This window comes from Lipingzhangella halophila (assembly GCF_014203805.1).
Lineage (GTDB): Bacteria > Actinomycetota > Actinomycetes > Streptosporangiales > Streptosporangiaceae > Lipingzhangella > Lipingzhangella halophila.
Window position 1 is genome coordinate 90899 of sequence record NZ_JACHJT010000001.1, and the last position, 20340, is coordinate 111238.

21 protein-coding genes are annotated in these 20340 nt (G+C 69.7%); 17 read left to right on the top strand and 4 right to left on the bottom strand.

The window, feature by feature from the left end; genetic code table 11:
• Nucleotides 1-76: 76 nt before the first annotated feature.
• Nucleotides 77-1438 (bottom strand): DNA repair protein RadA, encoded by a 1362-nt coding sequence (gene radA / locus F4561_RS00440; protein WP_184573621.1) that lies wholly within the window; start codon nt 1436-1438, stop codon nt 77-79.
• Nucleotides 1439-1655: 217 nt separating this feature from the next.
• On the opposite strand from radA, the gene F4561_RS00445 reads away from it, so the two are divergent.
• The 3 genes from F4561_RS00445 to F4561_RS00455 all read left to right on the top strand — a co-directional run bounded on the left by F4561_RS00445 (nt 1656) and on the right by F4561_RS00455 (nt 4361).
• The gene (locus tag F4561_RS00445; RefSeq protein ID WP_184573623.1) at nt 1656-2594 is read left to right on the top strand and encodes an SGNH/GDSL hydrolase family protein; all 939 of its coding nucleotides are present in this window, start codon (nt 1656-1658) and stop codon (nt 2592-2594) included.
• A 302-nt stretch (nt 2595-2896) separates the two neighbouring features.
• Complete coding sequence (locus F4561_RS00450; RefSeq protein ID WP_184573625.1) at nt 2897-3571, top strand: hypothetical protein; 675 nt, start codon at nt 2897-2899, stop codon at nt 3569-3571.
• A gap of 91 nt (nt 3572-3662) precedes the next feature.
• Complete coding sequence (locus tag F4561_RS00455) at nt 3663-4361, top strand: hypothetical protein (protein ID WP_184573627.1); 699 nt, start codon at nt 3663-3665, stop codon at nt 4359-4361.
• Nucleotides 4362-4440: 79 nt separating this feature from the next.
• Here the strand turns inward: F4561_RS00455 and F4561_RS00460 are convergent, their stop codons facing one another.
• Nucleotides 4441-5127, bottom strand: a complete 687-nt coding sequence (locus F4561_RS00460; RefSeq protein WP_184582980.1) for a class I SAM-dependent methyltransferase — start codon at nt 5125-5127, stop codon at nt 4441-4443.
• Between the two features lie 80 nt (nt 5128-5207).
• Here F4561_RS00460 and F4561_RS00465 point away from each other — a divergent pair, with 80 nt between their 5' ends.
• From F4561_RS00465 to ccsB, 11 genes are all read left to right on the top strand, one after another.
• Nucleotides 5208-6128, top strand: coding sequence for a sugar phosphate isomerase/epimerase family protein (locus F4561_RS00465; RefSeq protein WP_184573629.1), 921 nt, complete (start codon nt 5208-5210; stop codon nt 6126-6128).
• A 172-nt stretch (nt 6129-6300) separates the two neighbouring features.
• Complete coding sequence (locus F4561_RS00470) at nt 6301-7233, top strand: proline dehydrogenase family protein (protein ID WP_184573631.1); 933 nt, start codon at nt 6301-6303, stop codon at nt 7231-7233.
• 232 nt (nt 7234-7465) lie between these two features.
• Nucleotides 7466-8260, top strand: a complete 795-nt coding sequence (proC, locus tag F4561_RS00475) for a pyrroline-5-carboxylate reductase (RefSeq protein WP_184573633.1) — start codon at nt 7466-7468, stop codon at nt 8258-8260.
• 108 nt (nt 8261-8368) lie between these two features.
• Nucleotides 8369-9547 carry an acetoin utilization protein AcuC gene (locus F4561_RS00480; RefSeq protein WP_184573635.1) on the top strand — a complete coding sequence of 393 codons (1179 nt, stop codon included), beginning with the start codon at nt 8369-8371 and terminating at the stop codon, nt 9545-9547.
• Nucleotides 9548-9617: 70 nt separating this feature from the next.
• Nucleotides 9618-10418, top strand: a complete 801-nt coding sequence (locus F4561_RS00485; protein ID WP_184573637.1) for a phosphatase — start codon at nt 9618-9620, stop codon at nt 10416-10418.
• A gap of 269 nt (nt 10419-10687) precedes the next feature.
• Nucleotides 10688-10891 carry a helix-turn-helix domain-containing protein gene (locus tag F4561_RS00490; RefSeq protein ID WP_046468631.1) on the top strand — a complete coding sequence of 68 codons (204 nt, stop codon included), beginning with the start codon at nt 10688-10690 and terminating at the stop codon, nt 10889-10891.
• A 492-nt stretch (nt 10892-11383) separates the two neighbouring features.
• On the top strand, nt 11384-11623 hold the full coding sequence (locus tag F4561_RS00495) for a DUF7683 domain-containing protein (protein WP_184573639.1): 240 nt from the start codon (nt 11384-11386) through the stop codon (nt 11621-11623).
• A 255-nt stretch (nt 11624-11878) separates the two neighbouring features.
• Nucleotides 11879-12520 carry a TlpA family protein disulfide reductase gene (locus F4561_RS00500; protein WP_184573641.1) on the top strand — a complete coding sequence of 214 codons (642 nt, stop codon included), beginning with the start codon at nt 11879-11881 and terminating at the stop codon, nt 12518-12520.
• The gene (locus tag F4561_RS00505; RefSeq protein WP_184573643.1) at nt 12517-13362 is read left to right on the top strand and encodes a cytochrome c biogenesis CcdA family protein; all 846 of its coding nucleotides are present in this window, start codon (nt 12517-12519) and stop codon (nt 13360-13362) included. The genes F4561_RS00500 and F4561_RS00505 overlap by 4 nt, the downstream gene beginning before the upstream one ends.
• 2 nt (nt 13363-13364) lie before the next feature.
• Entirely contained in the window at nt 13365-14969 is a 1605-nt protein-coding gene (resB, locus tag F4561_RS00510) for a cytochrome c biogenesis protein ResB (protein ID WP_184573645.1), read from the top strand.
• Between the two features lie 3 nt (nt 14970-14972).
• Complete coding sequence (gene ccsB / locus F4561_RS00515; RefSeq protein WP_376773614.1) at nt 14973-16010, top strand: c-type cytochrome biogenesis protein CcsB; 1038 nt, start codon at nt 14973-14975, stop codon at nt 16008-16010.
• Between the two features lie 104 nt (nt 16011-16114).
• Here the strand turns inward: ccsB and F4561_RS00520 are convergent, their stop codons facing one another.
• Both F4561_RS00520 and F4561_RS00525 read right to left on the bottom strand, forming a co-directional pair.
• A complete protein-coding gene (locus tag F4561_RS00520) occupies nt 16115-16465 on the bottom strand; it encodes a PLD nuclease N-terminal domain-containing protein (protein ID WP_184573647.1) in 351 nt (116 codons plus the stop codon).
• 96 nt (nt 16466-16561) lie between these two features.
• A complete protein-coding gene (locus F4561_RS00525) occupies nt 16562-16762 on the bottom strand; it encodes a BldC family transcriptional regulator (RefSeq protein WP_123203082.1) in 201 nt (66 codons plus the stop codon).
• A gap of 418 nt (nt 16763-17180) precedes the next feature.
• Between F4561_RS00525 and F4561_RS00530 the strand changes: the two genes are divergently transcribed.
• The 3 genes from F4561_RS00530 (at nt 17181) to F4561_RS00540 (ending at nt 20223) form a co-directional block, all read left to right on the top strand.
• Nucleotides 17181-17561, top strand: coding sequence for a DUF4229 domain-containing protein (locus F4561_RS00530; RefSeq protein WP_184573649.1), 381 nt, complete (start codon nt 17181-17183; stop codon nt 17559-17561).
• A gap of 292 nt (nt 17562-17853) precedes the next feature.
• Nucleotides 17854-18564, top strand: a complete 711-nt coding sequence (locus F4561_RS00535; protein WP_184573651.1) for a demethylmenaquinone methyltransferase — start codon at nt 17854-17856, stop codon at nt 18562-18564.
• 354 nt (nt 18565-18918) lie between these two features.
• The gene (locus tag F4561_RS00540) at nt 18919-20223 is read left to right on the top strand and encodes a geranylgeranyl reductase family protein (RefSeq protein ID WP_312885082.1); all 1305 of its coding nucleotides are present in this window, start codon (nt 18919-18921) and stop codon (nt 20221-20223) included.
• Nucleotides 20224-20340 lie beyond the last annotated feature (117 nt).

Genomic DNA, 20340 nt, shown 5'->3' on the forward strand with positions numbered 1-20340 from the left:
CCGGTCCCCGCAGGTACGAGTTGGGGCGCCACCGCGCCCGGGCGGAACCGCGGCGCCTCCAGGTGCGGCCGCCGCGTCAGCGCTGGTCGGCGGGGAGCGCGGCCAAGAGCGCCTCGCCGAGGTCGCCAACCCCGATGATCTCGATGCCTTCGCACGGTTCGGCGCTGTCGCGGGGCACGATGGCGCGGCTGAAGCCGAGCCGCTGTGCCTCGCTCAGCCGCCGGGACAGCCCGGTGACCGCGCGGACCTCGCCGGCCAGGCCGACCTCGCCGATGGCGGCCAGCCCTTTGGGCAGCGCGACGTCGCGGTTCGAGCTGGCGACCGCCAGCGCCAGGGCGAGGTCGACGGACGGCTCGCCCAGGCGCACGCCACCGACGGTGGAGACGTAGATGTCGGCGCTGGCGATGTGGATCCGGGCGCGGCGCTCCAACACCGCCGTAACCATGTTCACCCGCGCGCTGTCCAGCCCGGATGTGGCCCGGCGCGGTTGCGGCAGGTTCGAGGACGCCACGAGTGCCTGCACCTCGGTGATGAGCGGGCGCCGGCCCTCAAGGGTCACGGTTACGCAGGTGCCGGGCACGGGTTCGGCGCGGCGGGTCAGGAACAGGCCGCTGGGGTCGGGCAGGCCCGTGATGCCGGAGTCGGTGAGCTCGAAGCAGCCGATCTCGTCGGTGGGGCCGTAGCGGTTCTTGGCCGCGCGGAGCATGCGGAGCTGGGAGTGGCGGTCGCCCTCGAACTGCAGGACGACGTCGACCAGGTGCTCCAGCAGGCGGGGACCCGCGATGGAGCCGTCCTTGGTGACGTGGCCGACCAGAACGGTGGCGATCCCGCGTTCCTTCGCCATCCGGATCAGCGACCCCGCGACCTCGCGGACCTGGGTGACCCCGCCGGGGGCGCCGGCGACGTCGGGGGCGGTCATGGTCTGCACCGAGTCGACGACCAGCAGCCCTGGTCCCACCGCGTCGACATGGCTGACGAGCGACCCGACCGTGGTCTCGGCGGCGAGGTAGAGCTTATCGGAGAGCGCGTCCAGCCGTTCGGCCCGCAACCGCACCTGGCCGGTGGACTCCTCGCCGGTGACGTACAGCACCGGGCCGGAGTCGGCGCAGAGCGCGGCAACCTCCAGCAGCAGCGTGGACTTGCCCACACCGGGCTCGCCCGCCAGGAGCAGCACCCCGCCGGGGACGATCCCGCCGCCGAGGACGCGGTCGAGCTCGTCGAGCCCGGTGGGTTCGGCGTGCGCGGCGTCGACGCTGATCTCGGTGATGGGGCGGGCGGGGACGGAGACCCGGGTCGGGGCTGCCATGGTCGGGGAGGCCGGCGCACCGACTTCGTCGACCGTTCCCCACGCGTGGCACTCGGCGCAGCGCCCCACCCACTTCGGGGTCGTCCAGCCGCATTCGGCGCACCGGAACGTGCTCTTCGCAACCTTGGCCATGGCCGCACGCTAGCGCCCGCCAGTGACCATACGGGCCGCTCGCCGTTCGGTTGTGTCGATCCGGCGTGTCCGCGCGCCCAATGGACGCGCACGTTCCACAATATTACTCTCCGTACCGACTCTTTCTCATAACGATTCTGGTTGTGCGTTCCGGGACGAAGCGGGTCCCTTGGCGCGCCGGTCGAGCCCGCGCCCCGCACCTACCCGAGGAGGCCGAGTGTCCCCGACGTCATCCCGCGGCCACGCCCCGATCCTCGCCCTGGCGAGCGCGCTCGCCGTCGCCGCGTTGCCCGGTGTCAGCGCCGCCAAGACGGCCCCGTCCTCGGGCGCGGGCCCGACCCGCGCCGATGCCGGGCAGGTCGAGCACTACGTGGCGCTGGGGGACTCGTTCACTTCCGGGCCGTTCATCTCGCCAATGGAGTCCGATCCCGTCTTTTGCCTGCGCTCGGAGAACAACTACCCGAACGTCGTCGCCGACGCGCTGGACGTGGCGGAGTTCGACGACGTGAGCTGCGCCATGGCCGAGACCGAGCACATGACCGAGCCGCAGTCGCTCGGCATCGGCCCCACCAACCCCGCTCAGTTCGACGCGCTGCGCGCGGACACGTCCCTGGTGACGCTGGGAATCGGCGGCAACGACCTCGGGTTCCTGGAGGTCCTGCTGAAGTGCTCCGCGCTGAGCGCGACCAACCCGACCGGGGCACCCTGCCGGGAGCACTTCGCGGGCGACGGTGGCGACGAGCTGCGGGAGCGCCTACCGGAAGTGGGGGAGGACATCGCCGCGGCGCTGGCCGGCATCCGCGAACGCAGCCCGGAGGCGACCATCGCCGTTGTCGGGTACCTCCAGGTGCTCCCCGAGGAGCGGGGGTGCTGGCCGCGAGTGCCGATCGCCCGGGGCGATGTCGCCTACCTGGACGAGACGCAGACCGCGCTGAACGCGGAGATCGAGAAGCGGGCCGCCGACGCGGGGGTGGCCTACGTCGACGTCTTCGAGCGCGGCCACGACGTCTGCGCCGAACCAGCGGAGCGGTGGGTCGAGGGCATCTTCCCGGACCAGCCCGCCGCGCCCGCGCACCCCAACAAGGCCGGAATGGCCGAGACCGGAACGCGGGTCCTCGCGGCGCTGCGGGACGCCGAACCGGCACCGCTGCCCTGACCTGGCAGAAGTCGATGCCGCGGGGCCGGCGGAACCGTCCACGTTGGGAGGGCGTCAGAGCGTCCGTGGAGAAAGTACCGACCGGCCCGGCTCTGCGCGAGGGAGGCAACGGTGCCTCTGGTCCCGTTTGGGGTGAGATGCGCAGGCTAGGGTAAAGTTTTCCCTCTCAGGGGTGCCTGACGCCCGGCGCCTGCCCCCGCCGAAGGCGTTCCGCGGATCTCCCAAGGCACCTCCCCCTGAACATGCGCGCCCCAGCACTGCGGGGCCGCGCCCGCACCGAAAGGCCACTCATGCATTCCCCCATGTCACCGCATGTATCACGACGTCTCGCCGCGGGGCTGACATCCGCCACCGCGGTCCTCGCGCTCTCCAGCTGTGCCTTCCTGCCCATCCCCGGCCGCGGCGGCCCGCCCCCCGAGGACAGGGATGCCGGGCCGGTGCAGGAGACTGAGGAAGAAGAGGCCCCCGCTGGCGCCGACGGCGACTTCCGGGTCGGTGAGATTCCGGCGGAAAGCGTCAGCTTCGACGAGGAGGTTCCCGAGCCGGAATCGGACGACCCCGTCACCCAGGTGGAGAACGCCGTCTCGGTCCAGGTGCAGGAGTTCGCACACACCATCGACGACAGCATCACCACGACCTGCGATGACTTCGACTCCACGATCGACACCACCACCACGTGCACCAGCACGTTCAAGGGCGAGTCGATCCCCTTCGACATCGACGTCACCGGCGGCGAGTACATCTTCAACTACGAGATGATCCCCACCGAGGGCCTGGTGGCGAACCGGGAGAAGGTCGAGGAGCAGACGCGGTGGATCTCCGAGAACGAGTCGGTGTACTGCACCATGGACGAGTGGCAGATGGTCCCGGTCGACCAGACCGTCGAGGACATCACGTGCTACGCCGAGGGTGAGGACACCGAGTACGAGGTGAGCTTCAGCATCTACGGCTCGATCTCGGTGAGCCCGATCATCTGACGGACCGCGTAGGATCTCCGCTGATGAACCGGTATGTCTGGCGCGGGGGCCGTTGGAGCCCGTGTGCTTCCGCGTCGCTGAGAGGACTCGCATGCTTCCCCTCGCCCGTCCGTGGCCTGCGGCCCGCTCCCTGCTCGTCCTGGTGGCGGTCGGCGCCGTTCTGGCCGGCTCCGCGTGCGGCACGAGCGCCGCGGAGCCCGAGCCCGAGGTCGCCGCCGACGGGGGCGGGCCCGCGGGGGAGCAGGGAGAGCCCGTTGAGCCGGAGGGGTTCCGCAAGGGCGCCATCCCCAACGAGCGCCACCCGGAGATCGAAGCGGCCGACCTGCCGGTGGAGCCCGAGCCCGACGATCCGCTGAGCGACCGTATGGCCTGGACGGCTCTGAAGGAGATCAGCGAGTTCGGCGGCAAGGTCGACCCGGATGCCGACACATCCTGCCCGAAGATCGGCGGCGAGAGCGGCGAGTCGGTGACCTGCGAGGTCAGTTATCTCGGCGAAGACATCGAGTACCAGATCGACATAGAGGAGAGCGACTCGGTCCTGCGGTACGAGTCCACGGCCGAGGGCATGCCGATGCTGCGCGATGTCATGGAGGCGGGGCTGCGCAGCTTCGAGGACACCGAGTACGCGGTGTGCGACATGGAGGAGATCGAGCTCGTCACCCCGAACGAGGACACCGGGATCGAGTGCCGCGCGCTCCACGAGGAGGACGGGACCGTCGTCACCTTCGTGCTCCTGGCGACGGAGAACGGTGCGCCGTTGTTCGTCGATGAGGACACCGAGCTCTCCTGAGTCCGCGGATGGCCCCGCGGCCGCTCTCGTGGCCGGATCAGGCCGTGGCCGGATGCGGCGGTAGGTGGCCGCGCTGGCGTCAGTACTCCCGCCACCACAGGTTGACCGCGTAGTCGACCTCCACACCGGGGTGGGTCGCGATGATCTCGCTGGCCACCTTCGGGGAGAACTCGATGCGCACCACCGCCTCGAAGTCGGCGCGGCGTTCGAACAGCCAGCGCATCGTCAGCGGCTCGCGCTGGAACCCGTTCGCCACCCAGAACCGCTCGACGTCATAGGGGTCGTAGTTCGGCAGGAACCGCCGGAACCAGGTGCCGAACGTGCTGCGTGTGGCGTCGTTGTCGACAACGAAGGCGAACCCGCCGCGCCGCATGACGCGCCGCAGTTCCGCCAGGCCGGGCTCGCTACCCCGGCCGAAGAAGTACGCCCAGCGCGCGTGCGCGACCTCCACGGAAGCGTCGGCCACCGGGAGCCGCTGCGCCACAGCGTTGCGCACGGTCACGCCGGCCAGCCCGCGGGTGCGGGACCGGGCCGCCCTGACCAGACCCGCGTGCGGCTCGATCCCCGTGACGTGTCGCGCCACCCGGGCGAACCGCGGCAGGTGGTATCCGGTACCGCAGCCGATGTCGAGGACGTGCGCGTCATCCATACCGCGGATGCCGCGCATCGCGGCGTCGATCACACCGTCGGGGTCGACCGCCCTGTTCTCCAGCTCGTACACCCGGGGACTGTTCCAGATGTTGGGACTCGGTACAGCCCCCGGCATCGCAACGCTCACCTGTTCGACGGTACTGAGTCCGCGCCGACACGAGCGAATCGGTGGTGGGACCGCATAGTGTGGTTCGAGTGAGCGCTATCCAGGTACCAGACGCGCCCGTCGTCCTTTCGACGGCGTCGGTCTACCCGGAGAAGACTCCGGTAGCCTTCGAGATCGCCGCGCAGCTCGGCTACGACGGCGTTGAGGTGATGGTCACCTCGGAACCGGTGAGCCAGGACGTCGACATGCTCCGGCGGCTGTCCGACTACCACCAGGTGCCGATCACCGCCGTGCACGCGCCCTGTCTGATCTTCACCCAGCGGGTCTGGGGACGCGACGGATGGGGCAAGCTCATGCGTTCCAAGGAAATGGCCGAGGCCGTGGGCGCCGGGACCATTGTTGTGCACCCTCCGTTTCGCTGGCAGCGCGACTACGCCAAGGACTTCGACACCGGTATCGAGCGTATGAGCGAGGAGACCGACGTCGCCTTCGCCGTCGAGAACATGTATCCAGTGCGCATGGCCGACAAGGAGGTCGTGCCGTACTCGCCGGGTTGGAACCCGCTGGAGCGCGACTACTCCGACATGACGCTCGACCTGTCGCACACCGCCATGTCCGGCTCGGACGCGATGGACATGGCCAAGCAGATGGGCGACCGGCTCACGCACCTGCACCTCGCGGACGGTCTCGGCGGGCAGAACCTCGACGAGCACCTGATCCCCGGCCGCGGATCCCAGCCCTGCGCCGAGCTGCTGGAGCACCTCGCGACCTCCGGCTACGCGCGCCAGCTCGTTCTTGAGGTGAACACCCGCAAGTCCTCCGACCGCGAGGCCCGCCAGCTCGAGCTGGCCGAGGCGCTGGCGTTCACCCGGCTGCACTTCGCCGGGCCGCGCGGCGACCCCAGCGGTGGCGGCGACGACCGCCGCGAACGGATCCTCATGCGCCGCCGGCCCGCACAGTCCCCGCCGCGTGTGTTCACTGTGGCCAGCGACGGAACGGTCATCCTCTGACGGTTCCGCAGCGTGTCCCGGCGGAGACGGGCGGTGCCCCGGATCTCCGCCGGACCCGCGAGGGGGTCCCGCGGTCGGCCCAGCGTGGAGGGGCGCGCGTCACCCTCGACGTCCCGCGGCGCCGCCCGCGTAGGCTCGGAGTCCCCACGGCTGGCTAGTGAGGAGCGACGAGATGGTCCTGCGGCACACCCTCATCGCGGCGTCCGAGAACGAGCGGTTGCGCTCGTTCGTCGCGCGGACACCCGCCACCCGGGGTGTGATCAACCGGTTCGTGGCCGGGGAGAGGGCCAGTGACGCGGTACGGGCGGTCGCCGGGCTCGCGGATCTGGGCGTGTACTCCACCATCGACCACCTCGGTGAGAACACGGCGGACCCGGCACAGGCCGGCGGCATCACCCGGGAGTACCTGACTCTGCTGGAGCTGATCTACGACGCCGGGCTCGCGTCGTGGGCCGAGGTGTCGGTGAAGCCGACCGCCGTTGGGCTCTCACTGGGGGCCGAGGGGGAGTCGCTCGCCGCCGACAACATCGCCCGCATTTGCGAGTCCGCTGCGGCCGCCGGCACCACCGTCACCGTGGACATGGAGGACGAGTCCTGGGTGCCGGCGACACTGCGGGTCGTCGCGGTACTGCGCCGGGAGTACCCGTGGTTGGGCTGTGTGCTGCAGTCCTCCCTGCGCCGGACCGAGGGCGACGCGGCCGCCATGGCGGGGCCCGGCGTCCGGGTCCGGTTGTGCAAGGGCGCCTACGCCCCCAGTGCCGATACCGGGCACCGGGATAAGCGCGACGTCGACCGGGCGTTCGTCCGCTCGTTGCGTACGCTGTTCGAGAGCGGGGCGTACCCGATGGTCGCCACGCACGACCCGCGGCTGGTCGCGATCGCGGGCACCCTGGCCCGCCGGAACGGGCGCGGCCACGATGACTTCGAGTACCAGATGGTCCTCGGGGCCCGCCCCGCCGAGCAGCGCAGGCTGGCCGGTCTGGGCGCGCGGGTCCGGGTGTACGTGCCCTACGGCCGCGAGTGGTACGGCTACCTGGTGCGCCGCGTTGCCGAGCGCCCCGCCAACCTGCTCTTCGCCGCGCGCGCGGTGGCGTCCCGGAGCTAGGGAGCGGCGGGCGCCGGGCGAGTGAGGCGATCGTGACCGAATCGCGCGCGGGTCGAGATGGTGCCGGCCGGCTCGGAAATCGGGGTGCGCCGGGATCCCGGCAAATCCTGGGCGACCTGGCGTTTCCCTTTGGCGCCGCGTCGGTGGGCGGGCGCCGGCGAACGGTACTGGCCAGGATGCGCGGTGGTGTGGCCTGCCTATACCGTTGAAAGCGTCCGAAAGGTGTGGGTGAATGATCGCGATAATTGGCGCGGGCAAGATGGGCGAGGCGCTGCTCGCCGGCCTGCTGGCAACAGGGTGCGAACCCGGTGACGTGCTCGTCGCCGAGCCGGTCCGCCAGCGTGCGGATGACCTGCGGGAACGCTACGGCGTCGACGGCGTCCCGGCGACGGAGGCGGCCCGCCGCGCCGAGACCCTGATTCTCGCGACCAAGCCGCAGGACATGGTCGCCGTCCTGAACGAGATCGCCGACCACCTGACCGCGCGCCACCTGGTGATCTCGGTGGCGGCCGGCATCACGACCTCCGTCCTGGAGAAGCACCTCTCCGACCGGGGCGCGGTGGTGCGGGCCATGCCCAACACCCCGGCGCTGGTCGGCAAGGGAATGACCGCTGTCTGCGGCGGCACGCACACCACCGACACCCAGCTCGACCAGGCCGAGCGGTTGCTGCGCTCGGTGGGTGAGGTCGTCCGGGTACCGGAGCGGCACATGGACACCGTCACCGCCGTCTCCGGCAGCGGTCCGGCCTACTTCTACTTCGTCACCGAGGCGATGATCGAGGCGGCGGTGGCCATGGGCCTGCCAAGGGCGACCGCCGAGGTGCTGGCCCGCCGGACGATCGCGGGAGCGGCGACGATGCTTGAGGAGTCCGGTGAGCACCCCGTGATGCTGCGCGAGAACGTCACCTCTCCCGGTGGCACCACGGCCGCCGCACTGCGCGAGCTGGAGCGGCACGGCGTACGTACCGCTGTCACCGAAGCGGTCGACGCCGCCCGGGCCCGCAGCCGCGAGCTGTCCGAGGGATGAACAACGGGGGGAGTCCATCCTCCTTCTCGGTAGCCCCGGACACCGTCGTCCGGTGATATTTGACTACTGTGTACATGAGCACAAGATTCTCGTCGGCTTGGAGGGTGCATGGGCTCCTCGCTTCGTGTGGCGTGGGATGACGGCCTGACCTCGTATAACTTCGGGCCGAACCACCCACTCGCCCCTGTTCGGGTGGAGCTGACAATGGCGCTCTGCCGCGAGTTCGGGGTCTTCGACACGCCGGGGGTGAGCTTCACCGGCGTCGAACCGGCAACGGACGACCAGCTCAAGCTGATCCACGAGCCCAGCTACATTGAGGCCGTCAAGCGGGCGGGCCACTCCCTCGACGCCGACGAAGCATTCTGCCTCGGCACCCCGGACAACCCCGTGTTCCCGCGGATGCACGACGCCTCGGCGCTGGTCGCCGGCGCCTCCATCGCCGCGGCTCGCTCCGTGTGGAACGGCGAGGCCGAGCACGCGGCCAACATCGCCGGCGGGCTGCACCACGCCATGCCGAACCACGCGTGGGGTTTCTGCGTCTACAACGACGCGTCGATGGCCATCGCCTGGCTTCTGGAGCAGGGAGCCAAACGGGTCGCCTACGTCGACGTCGACGTGCACCACGGCGACGGCGTGCAGCGGATGTTCTACGACGACCCCCGCGTCCTCACCATCAGCCTGCACGAGTCCCCGATGACCCTGTTCCCGGGTACCGGGCGGCCCAGCGAGACCGGGACCGGTGCCGCCGAGGGGTACGCCGTGAACGTGGCCCTGCCCGCCGGAACCGACGACGCCCGGTGGCTGCGGGCGTTCGATGCCACGGTCCCCCCGCTGCTGCGCGAGTTCCAGCCCGAGGTGCTGGTCACCCAGCAGGGCGCGGACACCCACGCGCTCGACCCGCTCGCCAACCTCACCCTCAGCCTCGACGGTCAGCACCGCACCTACCAGGCACTGCGGAAACTCGCCAAGGAGGCCGCGGGCGGCCGCTGGGTGCTGCTCGGCGGCGGCGGATACGAGTTGGTCCAGGTGGTCCCCCGCGCGTGGACCCACCTGCTGGCCGAGGCCGCGGGCGCCGGGATCGACCCAGCCGCCGAGACCCCCGAGGCGTGGCGCGAGTTCGTGGGCACCCGTACCGGTGAGGTCGCGCCCCTGCACATGACCGATGGCCGGAGCGGCGGGTTCCGGTCGTTCGACGACGGTTTCGACCCCGACGACGCGGTGGACCGCGCCATTCAGGCCACGCGTAAGGCGGTATTCCCCAGTCACGGCATCGACCCGAGCCTGTGACCCCCGCGGCCGGGTCCGATCGTTGTGCCGGTGCGCGCCGCCGGTCCGGGACGAAGAGGGAGGATCGTAGGTGACACCGCCGTCGCGCGCGGAGCTGGTCGCGCACCTGGTGCGAACGGGAATCGCGGGACATGTCGACACCCCCCGGCAGAGCAACCTCCGACACTTCCGGCGGCTCTGCCACAAGGACCCGTACTACCAGTTCGGCCTGACGTTCGGACACGACTGGTCCTTTACCGAGGTGCTCGCCCTCATGGCCAAACGCTGCGGGGTCGTGGCCGACGAGGGGCACCAGTGGGGAGTCGACACCATCGACCCCGACCGCACGGTCGACGCTCTGGAGTCCGTGGCCGACCGGATGCGCGAGGCCGTGAATGAGCGCGAACGAGTGATGTTCGCCACAGGGCATCCCAGAAACCTGCTTGAGACGTACCAGACGTGGAAGGCCGCGTTGGAAGAGCACGGGTGCGAGGTCGTCACCGGCGGCGCCGGGTACTCCTACGAGGTGATGAACGAGCACCCGCCGTATCGCAGGGTCCTGATCTGGGATAACGGCGTCGGGCTGGTGCGCGATGTCGGCGGTGCACCCCGGCACAGCCACCACCCGTTCGCGATGCGGGCGGCGCTTCGGGATCTCGCCGAGCGCGGCGAAGAATGGCCGCAGTTGGTCATCGCCGACCACGGCTTCGCCGGTGCCGCGGGCGAGGTCGGTATCAGCACCATCGGGCTGGCCGACTGTAACGACCCAGCGCTTTTCCTCGCCGAATACGAGGGAAAACAGCACGCGACGGTTCCCCTGGACGACGGATACTTCACCGCCGACTACCAGCCGCTCACCGAGTTCGTGCTGCACCGGGCCGGGCTGCGCTGAGGCACCCCGCAGGGGTACCCAACCCCTAAACCTCACGAGACCCGGGGGGCTCATGTAGCCGCAGGGACAGCAAAACCGAGCTTTCCCCGCGTGGACCCGGGATCTACCCTGAAACCGGACGTGTCAGAAGTTCAGCAGTTACGTCAGTGACAAACCGGCGCGGCGGTGAGCGGCCGAGCCCTTCCTGAGCACGGCCGCTCAGGTGCCTCACGCCGGTTGGCAGAGGCAGGGATGATCACGCTCACGTCCGGAAATGAGGGCGTCGGAAGATGAACGGGAGTAAGGCTCCTCTGGATGAGGTCAGGTTCTTAACCGTGGCCGAGGTCGCCACGATTATGCGTGTCTCCAAGATGACCGTCTACCGAATGGTGCACAGCGGTGCGCTCCCCGCGATCCGCGTGGGGCGTTCCTACCGCGTGCCGGAACGCGCCGTGCACGACTACCTCCGCGAGGCGTTCGTCGAGGCTGGTTAGGAAGCGGCGCCGCACCCGATGGGGCGGTGTACGCCCGCCCATCGCCCCTGCGGGTGGGTATGGCGGGAGGCGTTGGCGGCCAAGTCTCCCGCGTCTTCTTGTTTCGGATCCCGGTGTCCCGGGAGGACGCACGAGGATCCCGAGACCCCTTCACTCCTGTGCTACGCGTCTCCTGTCCGGATTTGTACAGGGTGTGTCAGCGCACGTCGTTCGCACCTCGGGAGCCGCAGGCGGGATCCTGCCCCGATACTCCCTGGATGCTAGGAATGAGCGCGACGGGTTATTCGACCAGTGCGAAGGACCCAGCGGGGGTAGCCCGACGGACTCCAGCAGCTTCCCAGCGGATACCCCTGTGCTGACCGCCGGCGGCGGATCGGTGGCGATCGAGGATGTAGACACGGGCGACCGGGTTCTCGCCACCGATCCGCGAACGGAGACGGCGCGGTCCCGGCTGGTGACCAACACGTAGGTGACCAGAATGCCGAGGATGAGATGCTCCTGGTAAGAGAAGTGTGCGGGTTCGACAAGGAAACAGGGGAGTTTGTCTGGAGCGCCCCTATAGACGAGACCCCGGTCCGGGTTCTTGCCGACTACCTCGATAGCGAGGACGAGGATGACCTGGTGTTCGTCTACGATTTGACCGGTGATGTCCTGGAGCAGGCCGCCCGTCTAGTGGGGTTCGAGATCCGCCCCGACTTGGACTATCAGCTTACTGCGCACTCCCCGGAATAGACGGAAGCCACGGCGCCTGCGAGCACTGGGTCGGCTTCCCGCGCAGCCGTACCATGGACCAGCGCTGGAAGATGGAATGGCTGCCGTAGAGGACGCTCAGCCCCGTTTTTGCGGACTCCGCTCCCTACGACTCCGCGGGCACGCGGCCGTCACGATCACGGGGGCAGGGGTGGCGCATGCCCTGCGGCGGCGAGTACTACACTTTGTCGTTGTACACGTTTCGCCTGCTCCGCCTCCCTCTTGGGGTTCTCGCCGATGTCATGTGCCAGGACCGGTTCGCGCCGGCGCCGCGTGCTCCCGGGTGTCGCTGCCGCCGCCGCGGTACTGGTGGCCCTCACCGGATGCGCTGGCGGCGGTGAGACCCAGACCAGTGGGAACAATGAGGACGAGCGCTTCGTCGAGGGCGACGGGTCCAGCACTTCCTACGAGCCCGAGGAGCGCGAGCCCGCGCCGGAGGTGAGCGGCGAGACCCTCGACGGCGACGACGTGAGCCTGGCGGACCACCGCGGCGAGGTGCTCGTCATGAACATCTGGGCGAGCTGGTGCGGCCCTTGCCGCGAGGAGATGCCGGTCCTCTCGGAGGTGCACGGCGAGTTCTCCGACGACGGCCTGGCGTTCCTCGGGGTGAACATCAAGGACGACCGCACCGCCGCCAAGGCGTTCGCGGACAACTACGGCGTCGCCTACCCCAGCATCTACGACCAGCCCGGCCAGGTGCCCCAGGCGTTCCGCGACACTGTGCCGCCCAAGGCCATCCCCAGCACGCTGGTGATCGACCGCGAAGGGCGTATCGCCGCGCGCGTCATCGGCCCGGTCACCTACAACCAGTTGACGGGTCTCGTTGAGCCGGTGCTCGACGAGGAGGCCGCGAGCGGCGGGGGCGCTGGTTCGGCGTGATCACCGACACCGTCCTCTCCGGATCGCTGCTGTTCGCTCTCCCACTGGCGGTCGCCGCGGGGCTGGTGTCGTTCCTCTCGCCGTGCGTCCTTCCGCTGGTTCCCGGCTACCTCTCCTACGTCACAGGGTTGAGCGGTGCCGACATCGCGGCCGCGCGCCAGCGGGCCGCCTCCGCCGTTCCCGCCGGCGCCGCTGGCGCGGACGGCCGGAGCCCCGCGGATACCAGCACCGCGACCGTTTCGGCGGACGACGTCCTGGCGCAACGCCGTTGGACCATGCTCGCCGGCAGCGTGCTGTTCGTCGCCGGGTTCAGCGCGGTGTTCGTGGCGGTCGGGACGTTCGTCGGCGGGATCGGCGGGCTGCTGCTCGACTACGCCGACCCCATCACCCGGGTTCTCGGCGCGCTGACCGTGCTGCTGGGACTCGCGTTCATGGGGGTCCTGCCCGGCCTGCGCCGCGAGTTCCGGATCCACCGGGTGCCGGGGGCGGGCCTCGCCGGCGCGCCCCTGCTCGGGGTGCTTTTCGGGCTCGGCTGGACCCCGTGCATCGGCCCGACCCTGGCCGCCGTGCAGACCCTGGCCTTCCAGGAGGGCACGGCGGTTCGCGGGGCGGTACTGTCCCTCGCGTACTGCGCCGGCCTCGGTCTGCCGTTCATCCTGGCCTCCGTGCTCTACCGCCGCGCGCTGGGCGCGTTCGGTTGGGTCCGGCGGCACTACCGCGCGGTCATGGTGGCCGGCGGGGCAATGCTCGTCGCGGTCGGGCTGCTCCTGGTCACCGGCCTGTGGGCCGGCATGACCGCCGGGCTGCAGCAATGGGCCGCCGGTTTCACGACGGTGATATAGCGATGCGGGATCCCGACAGCACCGAACAAAGCGCCGCGACCGGCGGAGCCGACCCAGCGGGCGGCCCCGGATCGGCCCCCCGGCTCTCCGCGCTGGGGTGGGCGCGCTGGACGTGGCGGGTCCTCACGTCGATGCGTACCGCGCTCATGCTGCTCTTCTTGCTCGCCGTGGGCGCCATCCCCGGATCGATGCTGCCGCAGTCCACGGTGAGCCAGGAGCAGGTGCGCGACTTCTACGTGGACCACCCCGAGCTCGCGCCGTTGCTGGACCAGTTCTCCCTGTTCAACGTGTACTCGTCGCCCTGGTACGCGGCGATCTACCTGCTGCTCTTCGTGTCGCTCACGGGGTGCGTGGTTCCCCGGGCGCTCGCGCACTTCCGCGCCATGCGGGCCCGGCCGCCCAGGACACCGCGCAACCTGGACCGAATGCCGTACTCGGCGCGCTTCACCTCCGCTGCGGCACCCGAGACCGTCCTGGCCGAGGCGCGAACCCTGCTCACGCGGTACCGCAAGGACACCGACGACGACTCGGTGGCAGCCGAAAAGGGGCACCTGCGCGAGACCGGCAACGTGCTGTTCCACTTCGCCCTGCTGGCGCTGCTCCTCGCGCTGGCCGGCGGCGCGTTCTTCGGCTACCGCGGCAACATGCTCGTGGTCGAGGGGAACGGTTTCGCCAACACCGTGCCGGCCTACGACTCGTTCGAGCCCGGTCTCGCGGTGAACGACGGCGCCCTGCAGCCGTTCTCGTTCACTCTGGACCGCATGGACACCGAGTTCATCTCGGAGGGGAGCTTCGGCGGCCAGCCGGAGAGCTACGAGGGGGACCTGACCTACCGGGAGTCCCCGGAGGCTCCCGAGGAGAAGCACGACCTGGCGGTCAACCATCCGCTCTCGGTGGACGGTGTCCAGGTGTACCTGCTCGGGCACGGCTACGCGCCCGAGTTCCGGGTCACCAACGCCGAGGGGGACGTGGTGTTCGACCAGCCCGTGCCCTTCCTCCAGCGGGACGAGGCCACCTTCACCTCCGATGGCGTGGTGAAGGTGCCCGACGCCGGTGCCGAGCAGCTCGGGTTCAGCGCGGTGTTCCTGCCCTCGGCCGCGGAGACGCCCGAGGGGGAGCTGGTCTCGGACTTCCCGGCCGCGCGCAACCCCGTCGTCACCCTGGAGGGCTACAAGGGCGACCTCGGCATGGACAGCGGGCAGTCGCAGTCGGTGTACCAGCTCTACACCGAGGACATGGAGCCAATGGGCGAGTCGCCGGAGCTCTCGCCCGGCGACACCTGGACGCTGCCCGACGGTGCCGGGACGATCACGTTCACCGGCTACCGCGACTACGCGAGCCTGCAGGTCAACAGCGACCCGGCGCGCCTTCCCGCGCTCGTGGCCGCGTCGACCGCGGTCCTGGGGCTGCTGGCGACCCTGTTCGTCCGGCCCCGCCGGGTGTGGGTCCGCGCGCGGGCAGGCGACGACGGGCGCACCGTGGTCGAGGTCGCCGGGCTGAACAAGACCGGCGGAGCGGGGACGGCGGCGGAGTTCCACGAGCTCGCCGTCCGGTTGCGGGATCAGCTGCGGGAGCGCACCACCACTAGTACAACAGCGAAGGAGTGACCCGTGACGCACACGTTCGCCGCCGGTGCGGCGCCCGGAGGGAGCTTGGCTTCGTTCAGTGATGGGCTGATCATCGCCATGATCGTGGCGTACGCGATCGGCCTGTTCCTGTTCGCCATCGAAGCCGCCTACGGGCGCCGGGTGAAGCTGAAGACCGACGACCGGGTTCCGGCCATGGCGACGGCGCCGTCGCCGGCCGGCGAGAGCGGCGGGGACGACTTCACCGCCCGCGGCGTTGACGACGAGATCGCGGTCAGCATCCGCGACCCGGAGCCGGAGGCGCACGCGGCGGTGCACGCGGTTGGCCGGGTCGCGCTCGGAGTGACCATTGTCGGCTTCCTGCTCAACTTCGCCCAGATCGCCAGCCGCGGAATCGCGGCGGACCGCTGGCCGTGGGGCAACATGTTCGAGTTCGTGGTCGCGATCTCGCTGTGCTCGGTGGGTGCGTTCCTCTACGCCGCACTCCGCCACCGGGCCCGCTATCTCGGGATGTTCGTGCTGCTCCCAGTGGTGCTGCTGCTCGGTATCGGCGTCAAGTGGCTGTACACCGAGACCGGTCCGGTCATCCCGGCGCTGGACTCGTACTGGATCGCGATTCACGTCACCGCGGCGATCATCGCCTCGGGCGCGTTCATCGTCTCGGGGTCGGCGACCATCACCTACCTGCTGGCCCACCGCACCGAGCTCAAGCAGGCCGCGGGCGAGAAGGTCACCGGGATCGCCGCCGCGCTGCCGAGCTCCGACCTGCTGGACCGGGTCGCCCACCGGTTCGTCCTCTTCGCGTTCCCACTGTGGACCTTCGCGGTCATCGCGGGCGCGATCTGGGCCGACGAGGCGTGGGGCCGCTATTGGGGCTGGGACCCCAAGGAGGTGTGGTCCTTCATCACCTGGACGGTTTACGCCGCCTACCTGCACGCCCGCGCTACCGCCGGCTGGCGCGGCTCGAAGGCCGCGTGGATCGCGCTGGCCGGGCTCGCGTGCCTGCTGTTCAACTTCTTCGGGGTGAACTACCTGTTCAGTGGTTTGCACAGCTACGCGTGAGGGCGGCTTTCACCTGACCACACACGTGTGGGGGCACCTGGCGAATGGTGCCCCCACACGTGTGTGTACCCGCCTACCGGGATGCGCGCGGGCGCGCGCTTCGCTCATTCCTCGGGGTTGATCCTCCGGTTCAGCTTGCGCAAGAACTCCGGGTCGTCGTCTGGACCGAGGGGGGTGGAACGCCCGGACGGCTTGTTGAAGTCGGATGGGTCGAGATCGTCGGTAGACGCGCCCTGGGCTGCTGCGGCGGCCTGGTCCGTGGTGGCTGGAGCCCGGGGGCGCCCGAGGAAGAGCCAGAGGAGCGGACCGACCGGCGTGAAGAGCACGATGACGATCAACCAGAGAACCTTGGGGAGGTTCCGCACCTCAGACCGAGGGCTGGTGAGTGCGTCAAAGAACGCATACACCCAGAGCACGATCGTTACTAGCGTGATTAGGCTAGCGAGCCACACCATGGTTCCACTCTATCCGTGATCGGCCCATTGTGGGCGGGCGTCGCTGATGTGTGGCCGGCGAGGCGGGGATCGCCGGGCTCGACGCTGGACTCCAGGTCAGTGGGCCGTTTCGGTTGGCTCCCCGTGCAGTAAGGCGCGAACCTCCGACTCGCGGAACCGCCGGTGGCCGCCGGGGGTCCGAATACTGCTGATTCTTCCCGACGCCGCCCACCGGGTGACGGTCTTGGGGTCGACCCGGAAGAGCGAAGCTACCTCTCCAGGGGTCAACAAGCGTTCGCTTCCTCTGTCCACCTTCACAATCCCCCTTCACGCCCGCCGAGGTACCTGGGGGAGGCGGGCTGTTTGGTCCCCTAGTGTGCACGAACTCGTCCGTTTCCTCCCTAGTTTTCGTAAAGATTGAGCGGAACACGTCGCGAATGCGTGATGTGTGATCGGAACGTAACCTTTCAATCGAGTTGTCGGATTACCCGGGGTCTGCCCCGGGCCGGCGACAAAGCGCTCGTGTCCACCTGTCCCGCGGCCACGGCCCCGCGGGAGCCATCTGTGGCCAGCCCTTACCCTGTGAAGAGGCATGAGGTGACGGTCGGCGGAACGTAAAAGCGACGCCGGCCGGATCGTCGCGGGTGACGGTGTGGCCGGGAACGGCCGCGCGAAGTCGCTCCCCGTCGCACAAGCCCAATCTAGCCCGCGAATCGTCCGTTGTGAGGCAGTTTTCATGCGTAGCGTCATCGCCTACACCGCGAGCCGCATCCTGATCTTCGCGGTCGCCTACGGCGTGCTGTACGTCCTGGGAGCGCCGCCCGGTGCCGTCGGCCTCGCCCTGGCCTTCCTGGTGAGCGGTCTGGTGAGCTACATCCTGCTGTCCGAGCAGCGCGACGCGATCTCCGCCTCCATCGTCACGTGGCGGCGGCGCAGGCAGGACATCGCCAACCGGCTGGCGGAGGGGGCGGCCAAGGAGGACTACGACGGTGCCACGGAGTCGGCCGCGGCGCGGGCGCACAGCCCCGACCGCGGCGGTGCCCCCGAAGCCGGTGAGAGCGACGCGGACACCGGGGACGCCGATGAGCCCGGCTCAGCTCCGCCGCGGCACGACTAGACCGGCCGGGAACCTTCGGGCCCTGCGGTGTGGCGCCCCGGTCGGCTCCGCCACTCGCGGACGCCCCACCTGCGGACCCTCCAGAACCCCGGCGGCGCCCGACCTGTTTTTTGGGCTCGCAAGCTCGCCGGTCGGGCGCCCGGAAGCCGGGAACCTTCGGGCACCTCCGGTGTGGCGCCCCGGTCGGCTCCGCCACTCGCGGACGCCCCACCTGCGGACCCTCCAGAACCCCGGCGGCGCCCGACCTGGCGGACTGGTCCGTTCTGCCCGGCCGCAGCTTTACAGTTGGGGCATGACGCGCGCCGAACTCGACAAGTCACCCAACGACGTCGCGGCCATGTTCGATGGCATCGCCGGGCGCTACGACCTGCTGAATGACGTCCTCTCGCTCGGTCAGGCTCGCGCGTGGCGGCACTCCGTGGTGCGCGCGGTCGACGCCTACAGTGGCGAGCTGGTGCTCGACCTGGCGGCCGGCACCGGGACGTCCTCGGAGTCCTTCACCCGCAAGGGCGCGCGCGTCATCGCCTGCGACTTCTCCCAGGGAATGCTGCGGGTCGGCGCCGAGCGCCGGGGTGGCGCCTCGCGCCGCGGTGTGACCTTCGTCGCGGGCGACGCGCTGGCACTGCCCTTCGCTGACGAAACCTTCGACGCCGTGACCATTTCCTTCGGCCTGCGCAACGTCAACGACGTCGAGCAGGCCCTGCGCGAGCTGCGCCGGGTCACCAAGGTCGGCGGCCGACTGGTGGTGTGTGAGTTCAGCCACCTACCCGTCGGTGTCCTGGACCGGGTCTACGGCCGCTACCTCATGGCGGCGCTGCCCACCATCGCGCGCTGCTTCACCGCGAACACCGACGCCTACGCCTACCTCTCCGAGTCGATCATGGACTGGCCCGACCAGGCCGGCCTCGCGGCGCGCCTGCAGGCCGCGGGGTGGTCCAGAGTCGCGTGGCGCAACCTTTCGTTGGGCGTAGTAGCACTGCATCGCGGGGTGCGGGCCTCCTAAGCGGTGATCTTGAGGATTTCGTCCCTTCATGGCGCTGCGAAGGAACGAAACGCTCAAGATCAGCACAACACCAGCGGGCCCGTACCCGTAGGGGTGCGGGCCGCTTCTGGGTGGGTGCGGATACGCCTTGGGCCGCCTCTGACGCAGGTGGTCAGTGCGGCGTGGCGCGGGGTTGCGGACGGCCGAGCGGACCCCGGGGGTCGCTCGCACATCGCGAAAGGTCTAGACTTCGAGGAAAGAACCTTGTGAAGTCCTTCACAAGGTTACGAGGCCCCTGTTACAGGGGCCCCCAACAAAGCGTCGACAGCCGCACCCCCAATGCGCAGAGCTGCGCTGAAGTACCAAGGACCATTCGTGAGCGAGACGGCACTGAGCCCACTGCCCGATCGACCACGTCCCAGTGACGAGGCCGATGTCATCGTCGTCGGAGCCGGACCCTCGGGCTCCACGACCGCCTACCACCTGGCCCAAGCGGGACTCGATGTCCTGTTGCTGGAGAAGACCGCGTTCCCCCGGGAGAAAGTGTGTGGCGACGGGCTCACCCCGCGCGCGGTCAAGCAGCTCACGGCCATGGGGATCAGCTTCGAGGACAAGGGCTGGATCTACAATCATGGCCTGCGCATCGTCGGTGGCGGTGTGCGTCTGGAGCTTCCTTGGCCGGATCTGACCGAGTACCCGGGATTCGGCCTGGTGCGCACCCGTTACGACTTCGACCAGATCCTCGCCGACCAGGCGACCCGCGCCGGGGCGCGGCTGGTCGAGCGCACCAACGTCCGCGCGCCGATCATCGATCCGCGGAGCAACCGCATCACCGGGGTCACGGCCAAGGGCCCCGGTGGCGAGCCGGTCAGCTACAGCGCGCCGCTGGTCATCGCCGCAGATGGCAACTCCTCGCGGCTTTCAGTGGCGATGGGGATCCGCAAGCGCGACGACCGCCCTATGGGCGTGGCCGTGCGGACCTACTTCGAGAGCCCGCGGCACAACGACGACTACCTGGAGTCCTGGCTGGAGCTCTGGGACCGCAGCGGTGAGAAGGACGTCCTGCTGCCCGGGTACGGCTGGGTGTTCGGGGTGGGCGACGGCACGAGCAACGTCGGGCTGGGCATCCTGAACTCCACCTCGTCGTTCCGCGACGTCGACTACCGCAAGCTGCTGCGCCGCTGGACCGAGAGCATGCCCGAGGAATGGGGCTTCACCGCGGAGAACCAGCGCGGCACGGTCCGCGGAGCGGCGCTGCCCATGGGGTTCAACCGCACGCCGCATTACTCGCGCGGGCTGATGCTGGTCGGCGACGCCGGCGGGATGATCAACCCGTTCAACGGCGAAGGCATCGCCTACGCGATGGAGGCGGGACAGCTTGCCGCCGACGTGGTGACCCACGCGGCCGCGCGTCCCACCCAGCGCGAGCGCGAGCGTGTGCTGCTGAGCTATCCGCGGATCCTGTCCGACGTGTACGGCGGTTACTACACGCTGGGCCGCGTGTTCGTGCGGATGATCGGCAACCCGGAGTTCATGAAGTACGCGACCCGGTACGGGCTGCCGCAGCGGACCCTCATGATGTTCATGCTGAAGATGTTGGCCAACCTGACGGATCCGCGCGACGGCGACGCGATGGACCGTGTCATCAACGGCCTGTCCAAAATGGCCCCCGCGGCCTAGGTGACGTCGGAGGAACCGCACATCATGTCGATTCTCAACGATCGGCCGCCGCGTGTGAAACCGCTCACATGCGGCTGGGCCGCCGTGCGCACGTGCGCGGTGGCGCTGGCCGACGGC

Excerpts from the sequence above, each read along its gene's own strand:
- radA (WP_184573621.1), bottom strand. The coding sequence starts at position 1,438 with ATGGCCAAGGTTGCGAAGAGCACGTTCCGGTGCGCCGAATGCGGCTGG.
- F4561_RS00450 (WP_184573625.1), top strand. The coding sequence starts at position 2,897 with ATGTCACCGCATGTATCACGACGTCTCGCCGCGGGGCTGACATCCGCC.
- F4561_RS00455 (WP_184573627.1), top strand. The coding sequence starts at position 3,663 with ATGCTTCCCCTCGCCCGTCCGTGGCCTGCGGCCCGCTCCCTGCTCGTC.
- F4561_RS00460 (WP_184582980.1), bottom strand. The coding sequence starts at position 5,127 with ATGCCGGGGGCTGTACCGAGTCCCAACATCTGGAACAGTCCCCGGGTG.
- F4561_RS00470 (WP_184573631.1), top strand. The coding sequence starts at position 6,301 with ATGGTCCTGCGGCACACCCTCATCGCGGCGTCCGAGAACGAGCGGTTG.
- proC (WP_184573633.1), top strand. The coding sequence starts at position 7,466 with ATGATCGCGATAATTGGCGCGGGCAAGATGGGCGAGGCGCTGCTCGCC.
- F4561_RS00480 (WP_184573635.1), top strand. The coding sequence starts at position 8,369 with ATGGGCTCCTCGCTTCGTGTGGCGTGGGATGACGGCCTGACCTCGTAT.
- F4561_RS00490 (WP_046468631.1), top strand. The coding sequence starts at position 10,688 with ATGAACGGGAGTAAGGCTCCTCTGGATGAGGTCAGGTTCTTAACCGTG.
- F4561_RS00495 (WP_184573639.1), top strand. The coding sequence starts at position 11,384 with ATGCTCCTGGTAAGAGAAGTGTGCGGGTTCGACAAGGAAACAGGGGAG.
- F4561_RS00500 (WP_184573641.1), top strand. The coding sequence starts at position 11,879 with ATGTCATGTGCCAGGACCGGTTCGCGCCGGCGCCGCGTGCTCCCGGGT.
- resB (WP_184573645.1), top strand. The coding sequence starts at position 13,365 with ATGCGGGATCCCGACAGCACCGAACAAAGCGCCGCGACCGGCGGAGCC.
- F4561_RS00520 (WP_184573647.1), bottom strand. The coding sequence starts at position 16,465 with ATGGTGTGGCTCGCTAGCCTAATCACGCTAGTAACGATCGTGCTCTGG.
- F4561_RS00530 (WP_184573649.1), top strand. The coding sequence starts at position 17,181 with ATGCGTAGCGTCATCGCCTACACCGCGAGCCGCATCCTGATCTTCGCG.
- F4561_RS00535 (WP_184573651.1), top strand. The coding sequence starts at position 17,854 with ATGACGCGCGCCGAACTCGACAAGTCACCCAACGACGTCGCGGCCATG.